Source organism: Micromonospora sp. NPDC049114, assembly GCF_040648635.1.
In the GTDB taxonomy this organism is placed as follows: Bacteria; Actinomycetota; Actinomycetes; order Mycobacteriales; family Micromonosporaceae; genus Micromonospora.
The window spans coordinates 12,739-25,713 of sequence record NZ_JBEZEA010000009.1 but is presented as its reverse complement, the minus strand read 5'-3'; the positions used below and the strand labels follow the sequence as shown (position 1 = coordinate 25,713).

General features: G+C 70.0%; 13 protein-coding genes and 1 pseudogene. 2 read left to right on the top strand and 12 right to left on the bottom strand.

The features are described from left to right. Positions 1–7: 7 nt before the first annotated feature. The 10 genes and pseudogenes from AB0B39_RS23470 to AB0B39_RS23425 all read right to left on the bottom strand — a co-directional run bounded on the left by AB0B39_RS23470 (position 8) and on the right by AB0B39_RS23425 (position 9,210). The gene (locus tag AB0B39_RS23470; RefSeq protein ID WP_357490200.1) at positions 8–925 is read right to left on the bottom strand and encodes an urease accessory protein UreD; all 918 of its coding nucleotides are present in this window, start codon (positions 923–925) and stop codon (positions 8–10) included. Further along, positions 922–1,551, bottom strand: coding sequence for an urease accessory protein UreG (gene ureG, locus AB0B39_RS23465; protein WP_357575366.1), 630 nt, complete (start codon positions 1,549–1,551; stop codon positions 922–924). Before ureG ends, AB0B39_RS23470 begins: the two co-directional genes overlap by 4 nt. Before the next feature lie 60 nt (positions 1,552–1,611). Further along, positions 1,612–2,289 carry an urease accessory protein UreF gene (locus AB0B39_RS23460; RefSeq protein ID WP_357490198.1) on the bottom strand — a complete coding sequence of 226 codons (678 nt, stop codon included), beginning with the start codon at positions 2,287–2,289 and terminating at the stop codon, positions 1,612–1,614. A 22-nt stretch (positions 2,290–2,311) separates the two neighbouring features. Further along, complete coding sequence (gene ureE, locus AB0B39_RS23455; protein WP_234582009.1) at positions 2,312–2,875, bottom strand: urease accessory protein UreE; 564 nt, start codon at positions 2,873–2,875, stop codon at positions 2,312–2,314. Between the two features lie 63 nt (positions 2,876–2,938). Beyond that, complete coding sequence (locus AB0B39_RS23450) at positions 2,939–4,657, bottom strand: urease subunit alpha (protein WP_357490196.1); 1,719 nt, start codon at positions 4,655–4,657, stop codon at positions 2,939–2,941. 174 nt (positions 4,658–4,831) lie between these two features. Further along, a pseudogene (locus AB0B39_RS23445) lies at positions 4,832–5,167 on the bottom strand (urease subunit beta); the annotation flags it as partial. Between the two features lie 44 nt (positions 5,168–5,211). Further along, a complete protein-coding gene (locus AB0B39_RS23440; RefSeq protein ID WP_179778963.1) occupies positions 5,212–5,514 on the bottom strand; it encodes an urease subunit gamma in 303 nt (100 codons plus the stop codon). 173 nt (positions 5,515–5,687) lie between these two features. Further along, the gene (locus AB0B39_RS23435; RefSeq protein ID WP_357490195.1) at positions 5,688–7,145 is read right to left on the bottom strand and encodes a sugar porter family MFS transporter; all 1,458 of its coding nucleotides are present in this window, start codon (positions 7,143–7,145) and stop codon (positions 5,688–5,690) included. Between the two features lie 179 nt (positions 7,146–7,324). After that, a complete protein-coding gene (locus AB0B39_RS23430) occupies positions 7,325–8,161 on the bottom strand; it encodes an undecaprenyl-diphosphate phosphatase (RefSeq protein ID WP_357575365.1) in 837 nt (278 codons plus the stop codon). Beyond that, entirely contained in the window at positions 8,158–9,210 is a 1,053-nt protein-coding gene (locus AB0B39_RS23425; protein ID WP_357575364.1) for an LLM class F420-dependent oxidoreductase, read from the bottom strand. Before AB0B39_RS23425 ends, AB0B39_RS23430 begins: the two co-directional genes overlap by 4 nt. Positions 9,211–9,397: 187 nt before the next feature. Here AB0B39_RS23425 and AB0B39_RS23420 point away from each other — a divergent pair, with 187 nt between their 5' ends. Beyond that, the gene (locus tag AB0B39_RS23420) at positions 9,398–10,369 is read left to right on the top strand and encodes an aldo/keto reductase (RefSeq protein ID WP_357490191.1); all 972 of its coding nucleotides are present in this window, start codon (positions 9,398–9,400) and stop codon (positions 10,367–10,369) included. Between the two features lie 163 nt (positions 10,370–10,532). Next, positions 10,533–10,724, top strand: a complete 192-nt coding sequence (locus AB0B39_RS23415) for a DUF5703 family protein (RefSeq protein ID WP_053655860.1) — start codon at positions 10,533–10,535, stop codon at positions 10,722–10,724. 136 nt (positions 10,725–10,860) lie between these two features. Here the strand turns inward: AB0B39_RS23415 and AB0B39_RS23410 are convergent, their stop codons facing one another. Next, the gene (locus AB0B39_RS23410; RefSeq protein WP_234582016.1) at positions 10,861–11,520 is read right to left on the bottom strand and encodes a hypothetical protein; all 660 of its coding nucleotides are present in this window, start codon (positions 11,518–11,520) and stop codon (positions 10,861–10,863) included. Between the two features lie 58 nt (positions 11,521–11,578). Further along, complete coding sequence (locus tag AB0B39_RS23405; protein WP_234582017.1) at positions 11,579–12,907, bottom strand: M20/M25/M40 family metallo-hydrolase; 1,329 nt, start codon at positions 12,905–12,907, stop codon at positions 11,579–11,581. Positions 12,908–12,975: the final 68 nt, after the last annotated feature.

Below are 12,975 nucleotides of genomic sequence, written 5' to 3'. Positions count from 1 at the left end.
GGATGCGTCATCGCCAGCTGAACGTCGGCGGGAAGGTGCGGCCGGTCACCTCTTCACGGGCGGCCACGCAGAAGGCGCGGACCGCGGCACGAACCGGCTCGGTCTCCTGCCCCAGGACCTTGAACATGAGGCCGGCGTCGTTCGGCAGCCGACTGACGGCGCTGGCCAGCGGCGTCTGCTCGTCCCAGACCGGCGTCGCGGTCCGTTCGAAGACGCGGGCGGCCCGCTCGGCGCTGGTGAGCAGCACGACGTTGCCGAAGATGTGGAAGCGGTCCAGGACCCCGAGCCGCGCCACCGGGAACCGGCCGGGGGCCGCCACGAACTTCTCCACGAACAACCGCCGGCCGTCCGGACGCTCGGCCCGCAGACAGGAGGAGAAGAGGTCGTACGCGAAGAGTTCGCCGTCGCGGTAGTACTTCCGGCCGGGTTGCAGGATCTCGCCGTAGAGCATGGTGGCGCTCTCCGGGAGCCGCACCTCGGTGTCGGTGACGAACCGGCTGCCCCGGTACGGGATCGTCGGCTCCGGGAGGTATTCCAGATAGGTGTCCTCGGCCAGGGTGAACCGCTGGATCTGCGAGCCGTAGTTCGCGTCCATCTCCTGGATCTTGGTGGCGGCCTGCGTGACCAGGTGCGCCTGGCTGCCCGGCGCCAGGTCGACGTCCAGGTGCAGGCGGTCGCCCTGGAGCACACCGCCGGAGGTGGTGAGGATCATGACGCAGGGCAGCTGCGGCATCTCCTCGTCCCAGTAGAGGGCCCGCTGGACGAGCAGGGGCGACTGCCGGTAGAGGTCGTGCAGGATCGTCCGGTCGCCGCGCCGCTCGAACCCGAGGCGCAGGATGCCGACCTTGCCATTGGACGCCGCGGGCAACTGGGCCGGTTGGTCCTGGTACGGCTCCAGTTCCCGCGCGCTGTCCAGTGTGATCATGCGACCACTTCGGCGTCGAAGAGCGCGTTGCGGCGGATAAGCGACACCAGTTCGTCGATGCCCTCGCCGGTCTTGCAGTTGGTGAACACGACGGGCTTGCCGTTGCGCATCAGGTCCGCGTCGCGCGCCATGACGCCGAGGTCCGCCTCCACGTAGGGGGCGAGGTCGGTCTTGTTGATCACGAGGATGTCGGACTTGGAGATCCCCGGACCGTTCTTGCGCGGGATCTTGTCGCCGGCCGCCACGTCGATGACGTAGATGAAGAAGTCGACGAGCGCGGGGCTGAACGTCAGGGTGAGGTTGTCCCCGCCGCTCTCGATGAGCACGACGTCGCTGTCCGGGAAGCGGGATTCCATGTCCTCGACCGCGGCCAGGTTCATGCTCGGGTCCTCCCGCACTGCGGTGTGTGGGCAGGCACCGGTCTCCACTCCGAGGATCCGCTCCTCGACCAGGACCCCGGTCAGGGCGCGGCGCACGTGCTTCGCGTCCTCGGTGGTGACGACGTCGTTGGTGATCACCAGTACGCGCAGTCCGTTGTCCACGAAACGGGGCACGACAGCCTCGATGATCGCGGTCTTGCCGCTGCCCACCGGGCCGCCGACGCCGATACGACTTGCCGACTTCATGATGTGACCTGTCCTTCTCGAAAGGCGTTTCAGGTGCGGGAGAATGCGGATGTTCGGCTCTCAGCTCATGAACATCCGCACGTGGACGTGCTGGTGCGCGGCGGCCAGGACGTCGAGGTGCGGCCCGAAGGTCTGCATGTCGTCGAGGTCGGCCGTGCGCACGTCGCGGTAGTCGTCGGTGACCTTCTCGTTGACCGCGAACAGGATCGACTGCGCATCGAGATGGTCGACCCGCATCAACCGGATGGCGGCGCTGAGCACCGTCGAGGCCGCGCCGTACTGGTGGGCGGCGAACGCGTCCTCCTCGGGCACGCCGAGGTCGGCGAAGACCACCCCGAGCGCGACCGGGTAGGTGACCGGCACGCCGCCGGCCGACTCGCTGAGGCGCTTCTTGAGCAGGGTCTCCCCGACGATCCGGGTCGCGGCTTCGGCCAGCTTGCGTCCCATGCGTACGGACATCGTCCGCATCTCTTCGTTGATCTTGCGGAGGTGGACGGCCTCGTCGGCCCGCCGGATCCGGTCGAGGTCCCCCGCGCCGGCGGCCCGGTGACCGGCGAGCAGCGCGACCCCGTCCCCGGTGGCGGCGAGCCGGGTGACCGTCCGGACGTAGTCCTGCAGGGTCGTCCGGTCGTGGACGACACCGTGCTCGACGGCCATCTCCAGGCCGCTGGAGAAGGAGAAGGCGCCGACCGGGAAGACGGAGTCGCCGAACTGGAGCAGCTTCAGGGTTTCGGCCATCGTGCGCACCGTGCGGCCCCGCTCAGTTGAGGTCGGCGGGGAGATGGGAGTGCGGCGTCGAGTCGGCGCCGCCGAACAGCCGCCGCGACTCGTGCGGCGCGAGGTACGCGATGACCTCGGTGCCGGGCACGAACTCGTGGGTGATCCCGGTGAAGGCGTGGGTGCGCATCACCGAGTCCATCACCTTGCGGTCCACCGTCAGCGGGACGTACATCTTGGTGCCCTTGACCACGGCGGGCCAGTGCTGGTTGCCGATGGCGTGACCCAGCTCGACGGCCGAGCGGATGAGCAGCTCAGCCGACTCGCCGCGCAGCTGGTCGAGGTGGACCACCATCACCTCGCCCAGCTGCACCCGGGCCACCACCGCCGTGGCGGTGAGGTCGTCCCAGGCCAGGACGTCGCCGTCGCGCAAGCGGACCCCACGCGCGAGCGCGACCGACAACTCGGCCCCGGAGCTGGTCATCTTGCGGATGCGGCTCTTCTGGGCGTCCCACTGGTCGAGGACCAGGTCGTCGATGCGCGCTTCCTTCAGGCGGAGCGTCCAGTCCGGCTCGTTCATGTTGCCCAGCACCGTCTCGACGAGCACGGGCCTCTCCTTTCGGTAGGTGTGCCGGGACCAGCCACCCACGAGGCGGTCCCGGCGGGGGGGTCAGCTGAAGAAGTAGAGCTGGCTCAGCGGCAGGTTCCGGGCCGGCGGCACCGTCGCGTGCACGCCGTCCATCTTCACGGCGAAGGTCTCCGGATCGACCTCGAGCTTGGGAAGCCGGTCGTTGCGGACCATGTCCCGCTTCGTGAGCCCGCGGGTGCGGTACACGGGCATGACCTGCCGTTGCAGGCCGAGCTGCTCGGCGATGCCGGCCTCGTGCGCGGCCCGGGACACGAAGGTCACGCAGGTCTTGGCCAGCTGGCTGCCGAACGCGGCGAACGACGGCCGGTAGTAGACCGGCTGCGGTGTCGGCAGTGACGCGTTCGGGTCACCCATGATCGACCAGGCGATCATGCCGCCCTTGAGCACGAGCTTCGGCTTGGCCCCGAAGAACGCCGGCTCCCAGAGCACGAGGTCGGCCATCTTGCCCGGCGTGACCGATCCCAGCACGTGCGAGATCCCCTGGGTGATGGCCGGGTTGATGGTCATCTTGGCGACGTACCGCAGCACCCGGAAGTTGTCGTTGGCGCTGGAGTCCTCGGCGAGCTTGCCGCGGGCGGTCTTCATCTGCCCGGCGAGCTGGATGGTGCGCAGCCAGGTCTCGCCGACGCGCCCCATGGCCTGCGAGTCGCTCTGCATCATCGAGATGACGCCCTCGTCGAGCAAGACGTCCTCGGCCGCGATCGTCTCGGTCCGGATCCGGCTCTCCACGAAGGCCACGTCCGAGGGGACCTGCGGGTTGAAGTTGTGACAGACCATGATCATGTCGTACAGCTCGGACTGGCTGTTGATGCCGTACGGCACCGTAGGCGTGGTCGAGCTGGGCAGCACGTTCATCTGGCCGGCGACCTTGATGACGTCCGGCGCGTGGCCGCCACCGGCGCCCTCGGTGTGGAAGGTGTGGATCGTCCGGCCCTCGAACGCGGCGATGCTGTCCTCGAGGTATCCGCTCTCGTTGAGAGTGTCGGTGTGGATGCTGACCTGCACGTCGAACTCGTCGGCGACGTCCAGGCAGGCCCGGATCACCGCCGGCGGGGCACCCCAGTCCTCATGGATCTTGAAGCTCGGCGCACCGGCCATGATCTGTTCCACCAGCGGCGCGCGGCCGGTGCTGTTGCCCTTCGCCATCAGGCCGATGTTGATCGGGATGCTCTCGAAGGCCCGCATCATCGCGTGGATGTTCCAGGGCCCGGGGGTGATGGTGACGCCGTTGGTGCTGTCGGTCGGGCCGGTGCCGCCGCCCCACAGGGTGGTCACGCCGTTGCTCAGGGCGGCCTGCGCCTGCAGCGGCGTCACCAGGTGCACGTGCGTGTCGATGCCCCCGGCGGTCAGGATGAGGTGCTCGCCGGAGATGGCCTCGGTGCCCGGACCGGTCACCAGCTCGGGGGTGACCCCGTCCATGATGTTCGGGTTACCGGCCTTGCCAATGCCGGCGATCTTGCCGTCCTTGACCCCGACGTCGGCCTTCACCACGCCGAGCGTCGCGTCGAGGATGGTCACGTTGGTGATGACCAGATCCAGGCCACCCTGCGCGTTGGTGTACTGGTTGTTGACCCCCATGCCGTCGCGCAGCGTCTTGCCCCCGCCGTACATCACCTCGTCGCCGAGGACCCGCAGGTCCTTCTCGATCTCGATGTACAGGTCGGTGTCGCCGAGCCTGATCTGGTCACCCGTCGTGGGGCCGTACATGCCGGAATACTCTTGCCGGGAAATCTGGCTCATCGAATCATCTCTCCTGCCCGAGGCGCGCAGCCCTGCGGGTTAATCGATCTACTTCTTCTTGCCCTTGGGGTCGTCCTGCTGCTCCGGGGCGAACTTGAAGCCCCGGGTCTTGGCGTTGTGGATCGCCTCGGTACGGTCCGGCCGGTAGCTGGGGGTCGACTCGCTGCCGCTCCACCCCTGCACCAGGCCGTTGAATCCGTAGACGCGCTGCTGCCCGCCGAAGGGGATGAGCTCGACGGTCTTCTTGTCGCCCGGCTCGAAGCGGATGGAGGTCGTCGCCGGGATGTTCAGCCGCCTGCCGAAGGCGGCCTCACGGTCGAAGGCGAGCATCCGGTTGGCCTCGAAGAAGTGGAAGTGGGAGCCGATCTGGATCGGCCGGTCACCGGTGTTGTGGACGACGACCTCGGTGACGGGCCGCCCCGCGTTCAGCTCCAGCGGTTGATCGCTCAGCACGTAGCCCCCGATGGGTCGCACGTGCTTCGAGTTGGGGCCGGGATGTTGCGTGGCCATTTCCTGCTCCACCTTCCTGGAGATCGCCTCTGGGCTGGCTGCGCCTAGCGGATCGGTGAGTGCACGGTGACCAGGCGCGAGCCGTCGGTGAAGACCGCCTCGACCTGGATCATGGGCAGCATGTCCGGTACGCCCGGCATCACGTCGTCGGCGCTGAGGGTGCTACGGGCGTCGTTCATGACCTCTTCGACGGTCTTGCCCTCCCGGGCCCCCTCCAGGGCCGCGGCGCAGATCACCGCCACGGCCTCGGGGTGGTTCAGCTTGATCCCCCTGGCCTTGCGGGCGTTGGCGACGATGGCCATCGAGAGGATCGTCAGCTTGTCGAATTCCCTTGGTGTCAGATGCACGTCCTGGTCCTTCGCGACGGTCGGTCGGGAGCCGCCAGCCCGCCGAGCGGATTCGCCCCGGGTGGGCACCAACGCTCCACCCGAATGAACTTATTTGTCCACTAAATCCGTTTTGGACGGCTTTACCGGAACCGTACGCCCGATCCCCTGCGTCGCGGGTCAGAAGCCGAGAATCACGCCGTACCGGCCGACCGGTCGTCGCGACGGTGCGGCCGGCGGGCACGCGCGTCGGTCTGCCACATCCGCTGAATCTGTTCGAGGGTCTTGCCCTTGGTCTCCGGCAGGTACCGCCAGACGAACACGAAGCCGAGCACACAGGTGCCGGCGAAGAGCGCGAACACGCCCGACCTTCCCAGGGCGTCGAGCATGCTCAGGAAGAACTGCGTGATCAGGTACTCGGTGCCCCAGTGGGTGGCGGAGGCGATCGCGACGCACCGGCCCCGGATGCGACCCGGGAAGATCTCGTTGATGACCGTCCAGGCGGTGGGCCCGATGGACATCGCGTAGAACGCCACGAACATGACCACGCCGATCAGCAGGAAGATGCCCGCGTCGGTGGGATGGTGCCCGGTCGCTCCGGCGCTCTGCGCCCCCGGGGCCATCCGGGCGAAGCTGAGACTGACCACCACGAGCGAGACCGCCATGCCCAGGAGCCCGACCAGCAGCAGCGGCCGGCGACCGAGCCGATCCAGGAAGGCGACAGCGACAAGCGTGAAGAGTGAGTCGACAGCGCCGATCGCCCAGGTGGTCGCGGCCAGTTGCGCCTGCGGGGTGTGGAACCCGGCGGACGAGAAGATCTCATCGGCGTAGTAGATGATCCCGTTGATCCCGGTCAGTTGCTGGAACAGCGCCATGCCGACACCGAGCACCAGCGGACGCCGCCACTGTGGCGACAGCACCTCCCGCCACCCCGCCTTGCCGGCCGAGAGGCTCTCCTCGATGGCGTGCAGCCGCTGGGGCACCTTCGACTGCGGCACTGTCGCCCGCAGGGATGCCTCCGCCCGGCGCCGGTCCCCCCGTCCGAAGTACCAGACCGCCGAGTCGGGGATGACCGTGGTGACCAGAGCGAGGGCCACGCCCAGCAGGGAGGCCGCCGCCAGCAGGTAACGCCAGGAGGTGCCGGCCTCGAACAGCTCGTCCGCCAGGTAGCCGATGAAGATGGCGAACGTGGTGGAGAACTGGTAGATCGCCAGGAGACTGCCGCGGATCCGTTCCGGCGCGGCCTCCGCCGCGTACATCGGGCCGGCGACCGAGGCCACGCCGATGCCCAGCCCCAGGATCAACCGCGCACCGAACATGACCCCGATGACCGGCGCCACCGCCTGCACGACGGTGCCCACCGCGAACGTGGCGGCGGCGACCCAGAGCGCCCCCCGCCGACCGATCCGGTCCGCGAGGTGACCACCGAGCAACGCACCCACCAACGCCCCGGGCGTCACCCAGCTCGCCGCCACCTCGACGGCGAAGGTGTCCGCGTGGAAGGTCTGGCGAATGTCGCGGAGCGCGCCGCTGATGATGCCCTGGTCGTAGCCGAAGAACGCGCCGGACAGCACCACTATCGACACGACGGCGACGAGGTTGCGCCTCGGCGGCAGCCCCCGGCCGCGCTTCGGGCCAGCACTGGCAGTCACTGTCGCCCCCTCCGACGCGAGCCACCGACAGATCCCACCCGGGGACAGCCCGATATCAGCAGGATAGGTGCGCTAAGTGGCTTGCGTGCACAACGGGGGAAACGACCAGTTTCGCCGGCCCGTGGACAGGGACCGGCCCCCACCCCTCAACCACGGGATGGGGGCCGGGCGCGGTCGACTCAGGTGGCGCTGATCGTGCCGGTCAGCAGGAGAGCGAGGACCAGGGTGCCCAGCGCCACCCGGTACAGCACGAAGACGTACAGGGTGTGGTGGGCGACGTAGCGCAGCAGCCAGGCGATGGCCGCGTAGCCGATACCGAACGCGATGACGGTGGCCACGATCGTCTGGGCCACGGTGGGCACTGACGTGCCCGGAGCGGACGGTTCGAAGACGTCCCCGAGGCTGAACACGCCGGACATCACGACCGCCGGGATGGCCAGCAGGAACGAGTAGCGCGCCGCCGCCTCCCGCGTCAGGTTGAGCAGCAGGCCCGCGGTGAGCGTGCCGCCGGAGCGGGACACGCCCGGGACCAGCGCCATCGCCTGGGCGAAGCCCATCACGATGCCGTCCTTCATTCGGAAGTTCTCCAGGGTGCGGGTCTGCCGCCCCCAGTACTCCGCGAACGCCAACACGAACGCGAACACGATCAGCGTGGTCGCCACGACCCACAGGTTGCGTCCGGCGGTCTTGATCTGGTCCTTGAACACGAAACCGAACAGCCCGATCGGGATCGAGCCGACGATCACGTACCAGCCCATCCGGTAGTCGAGGCTGGAACGCACCGACTTGTCGCGCAGCCCCACCAGCCAGGTACGCGTGATCCGCCAGATGTCCTTCGCGAAGTAGATCAGCACGGCCGCCTCGGTGCCGAGCTGGGTGACGGCGGTGAACGACGCGCCCGCGTCGCGGTCGAAGAAGATCGCCGAGGTGATCCGCAGATGCCCCGACGAGCTGACCGGCAGGAACTCGGTCAGCCCCTGGACGACGCCCAGGACGATGGCCTCGATCCAGGTCACTCGCCGACTCCGGAAAGGTCGAGCGCCTCGGCGACCGTACGCAGGGTCTGCACGCCACTGTCCCGGTCGGCCACGAACAGGGTCACCGACAGCGTGGTGACGCCGGAGGCTGCGTACTCTCGCATCCGTTCGGCGATGCGCTCCTTCGGGCCGAGCAGCGAGGTGCGGTCGATGAACTCCATCGGCACCGCGGCGGCCGCGTCGCGCTGCCGCTTGGCCAGGTACAGGTCCTGCACCTCGCGCGCGGCGTCGCCGTAACCCATCCGGGTGGCGAGCTGGTTGTAGAAGTTCTGCGTGCGGCTGCCCATCCCGCCGACGTAGAGCGCGGCGTACCAGCGCACCAGCTCGGCGCAGGAGGCCACGTCGTCGCCGACGACGACCGGCACGGAGGGCACCACGTCGAAACCGGCCAGTTCCTTGCCGACCTTGGCCCGCCCGGCGGCCACCGCGGCGAGGTGCTCGTCGGCAAACTCCGGGGCGTAGAACACGGCGAGCCAGCCGTCGGCGATCTCGCCGGCCAACTCCAGGTTCTTCGGCCCGACCGCGGCGAGGTAGATCGGGATGTGTTCGCGGGGTGGGTGGAAGCTCAGCCGCAGCGCCTTGCCGGGGCCGCCGGGCAGCGGCAGGGTGTAGTGCTCGCCGTCGTACGCCACCTCCTTGCGGGCGACGGCCAGCTTGACGATGTCGACGAACTCGCGGGTCCGGCCCAGCGGCTTGGCGAACCGCACCCCGTGCCAGCCCTCGGAGACCTGCGGGCCGGACACGCCGAGGCCCAGCCGGAACCGGCCGCCGGAGAGCGCGTCGATGGTGGCGGCGGTCATCGCGGTCGCGGCCGGCGTACGGGCGGGAATCTGCATCACCGCCGAGCCCACGTCGATCCGCTGCGTCTGGCCGGCGATCCAGGCGAGCGTGCTCGGCGAGTCGGAGCCGTAGGCTTCCGCCGCCCACACCACCGAGTAGCCGAGGCGATCCGCCTCCTGGGCCAGCGCCAGGTGGTCGGCGGGTGTGCTCCACGCTGTCTGGTATCCAAGGTTGAGCCCGAGTCGCACTGGTCCTCCCCCATCCGTGGCACAGGTCGCACCAGGTTACGCAATGCCGAAAACGGACCCTGTCACCGGCTCACCGCCAATGATCCCCCGCCCGTCACGGTGTCCGCCGGAGGCGGAACCGGCAGAACCGGCAGAGATGACGGGAGCGAGGATATCCGTGGCGGCGGGTTCGAAATAAGGTTCACCCATGCAACAGCGACCGCTCGGCCGAAGCGGGCTGGCGGTTTCGCGGCTCGCGCTCGGCACCATGACCTGGGGCCGGGACACCGACGCCGACGATGCGGCCGCCCAGCTGAAGAGTTACCTGGACGCGGGCGGCAACCTGATCGACACCGCAGACGTGTACGGCGACGGCGACGCCGAGTCGGTGATCGGGTCGCTGCTGGGCACCCTCGTTCCGCGCGACGAGCTGTTGATCGCCACCAAGGCGGGGCTGCGGCCGGGCAGCGGTAGGCGTCGTGACGGCTCCCGGGGCCACCTGTTGCGCACCCTGGAGGCGTCGCTGCGCCGGCTCGGCACGGACCACGTCGACCTGTTCCAGGTGCACGGGTACGACCCGGACACCCCCCTGGAGGAGACCCTGGCCGCCCTGGACCACGCGGTGGCCAGCGGGAAGGTCCGCTACGTGGGGGTGTCGAACTTCTCCGGCTGGCAGACCGCGCGGGCCGCCGCCTGGCAGACGGCCTGGCCGGGCCGGGCGCCGGTGGTCGCCGCCCAGGTCGAGTACTCGCTGCTGGAGCGGGGCGTGGAGCGGGAGGTGCTGCCGGCGTGCGACGCGCTGGGCCTCGGCGTGCTGCCCTGGTCGCCGCTGGGTCGGGGCGTGCTCACCGGCAAGTACCGGCACGGCCGGCCGGCGGACTCGCGGGCCGCCTCGCCGCACTTCGAGCGGTTCGTCTCCACGTACCTGGAGCCGCGTTGCTCGAGCATCGTGGAGGCGGTGGCGACCGCGGCCGGCGGCCTGGGGGTGTCGCCGCTGGAGGTGGCGCTGGCGTGGATCCGGGACCGACCGGGGGTGACCGCGCCGATCCTCGGCGCCCGGACGGTGGGGCAGCTGCTCGGCGCGTTGCAGGTCGAGCGGATCACGCTGCCCGAGGAGATCACCACGGCGCTTGACGACGTCTCGTCGGTGCCCATCGGCTACCCCGAGCGCGACGGCTGACGCACGTGCGCGCGCACCGGGTCGGGCGCTGACCGGGGGCGCCCGCGGACCGCGACGAGGACCACGCGCGGGCACCCGGGACGGCACGAATCAGGCAGGGCAGCGGCGTTGGTCACCCCCGAGGGGGTGGCGGACGGCCGCTGGGCTGGGCAGCATGGACGGCATGGACTACGAGTACGCGCCGCTGCGGCTGCCGCCGAACGTCGACCGGTTGACCGCAGCGGCGCAGTTGGCGATCCAGGCCGAGTTCTCCGGTTGGGAGTTGGCTCGGGTGCGGCTGTTCCGTGACGGCACGCGGCAGGTCGTGCTGCGTCGTCGGCGGGTCAACCAACCGCAGCCGGGCCTGTCGTACTGACGCCGGGCCCGCACGGGCGGCGACACGCCCGGGGCCCGAACCGCGAACGGTTCGGGCCCCGGGCCTCACCTGGCCTCGTGCCTGGTCCCCGGTCGCGCGAGGCGCAGGCGCACCGGCGACGGGCGGGACGCCGGCCCTAGTGCTGGTGCCCGGCGTGGTCGTGGTCGTCGTCGAGCTCCAGGAACGGGTGCTCGTCGAGTCGGCCGACGAGCCGGTCGTCACTCGCCGGCTGGAACGGGCCGACGGCGTCGTCATCGTCGAACGACTCCAGGTCCACGGGTGTGCCCACCTCGCTGACCATGACCACCCCGTCCAGGGGTTCCAACTCGGGGACGTCCAGCGCGCCGAGCGAGCCGTCGCCGCTCTGCAGCAGCTCCAGCACCGCCTCGCCGACGCCCTCCACCGGCGCCGGCTCGTCGTCCTCCGGGGTGCCCTCGCGTCGGGCCGCCTCGGCCGCCCGCAGCAGCGCGGCGATGCTCGGCACCCGGTAGTCGCGACGTTGACGAACCGAGATCACCCGCGGATGGGGGTCGCTGGCCTCGGCGCCCTCACCGCCGAAGCGCTCGTCGGCCTCGTCCGGGTCGATCGAGTCGACGTCCCACGGGGTCACCTCGCCGAAGGCGTCGAGGAGTTGCTCGTCGTAGGCGAAGGACGCGTTGTTCAACGCCACGTACGCCTGCCAGACGTCGTCGTCGTCGACGCGGCCCTGCGCGGCGCGTACGGCGGCCAGGTGGTGGCGGGCCGCTTCGATCACCCGCTCGAGAGCGGCGTCCAGCTCACCGTGCTGGTCGGTCATGTGGGGCAGTCCCTTCACGATGGGGAGATAACGCGCCGGGTGCAGCTACCGGACACGGTTAGCAGGAGCGGAGGAACCGGTCGAGAACCCGCACGCCGAACTGTAGTCCGTCGACCGGAACGCGCTCGTCGATGCCGTGGAACAGCGCCGAGAAGTTCAGGTCGGCGGGCAGCCGCAGCGGCGCGAACCCGAAGCAGCGGATGCCGAGCTGGGAGAACGCCTTCGCGTCGGTGCCGCCGGAGAGCATGTACGGAACCGGCCGCGCGCCCGGGTCCTCGGCACGCAGGGCCGCCGACATGGCCTCGACCAGGTCGCCGTCGAAGGTGGTCTCCAGCGCCGGCTGCCGCTGGACGTACTCGATGGCGATGTCCGGGCCGACCAGCTCGCGCAGCTGCCGCTCCAGCAGCTCGGACTGGCCGGGCAGGCTGCGGCAGTCGATGGTGGCGGTGGCGCGGCCGGGGATGACGTTGTCCTTGTAACCGGCGCTGAGCCGGGTGGGGTTGGCGGTGTTGCGGATGGTCGCCCCGATGATGTTGGCGATCGGGCCGAGCTTGGCAATCGCCGTCTCCGGGTCGTTCGGGTCCAGCTCGATGCCGAGCAGGTCCGAGACCTCCTCCAGGAACGCCCGTACGGTGTCGGTGACCACCACCGGGAAGCGGTGCCGGCCGATGCGGGCCACGGCCTCGGCGAGCGCGGTGACCGCGTTGTCGTCGTGCACCATCGACCCGTGCCCGGGGCGGCCCTTGGCGTGCAGCCGCAGCCAGTCGATGCCCTTCTCGGCGGTCTCGATGAGATAGAGCCGCTGGCTGTCGTTGACCGAGTAGGAGAAGCCGCCGACCTCACCGATCGCCTCGGTGCAGCCGTCGAAGAGGCCGCGGTGGTTCTCCACCAGGAAGCGCGCGCCGTAGTCGCTGCCCGCCTCCTCGTCGGCGGTGTACGCGAGCACGATGTCGCGCGGGGGCCGTACGCCGGTGCGCTGCCAGTGCCGCACCACGGCGAGCACCATCGCGTCGAAGTCCTTCATGTCGATGGCGCCGCGACCCCACAGGTAGCCGTCGCGCTCCTCGCCGGAGAACGGGTGCACGGACCACTCGTCGGCGTCGGCGGGCACCACGTCCAGGTGGCCGTGCACCAGCAGCGCACCCCGGCTCGGGTCGGCGCCGGGGATGCGGGCCACCACGTTGGCCCGGCCGGGCGCGGACTCGTGCAGGACCGATTCGACGCCCACCTCGGCGAGTTTCTCCGCCACGTACTCGGCGGCGCGGCGCTCGCCGACGCTCGTGGCGTTGTCACCCGTGTTGGTGGTGTCGATGCGCAGCAGGTCGCGGCAGAGGTCCACGACCTCCGCGCTGGGGTCCGGTCGGGCGGAGGCGGCGTCGCTCGTCATCGCCCCTTCATACCAGTCCGCGGTGACCGGCGGGCCGGCGCACCGGCGTGCCGGGGCCGGGCATTCAC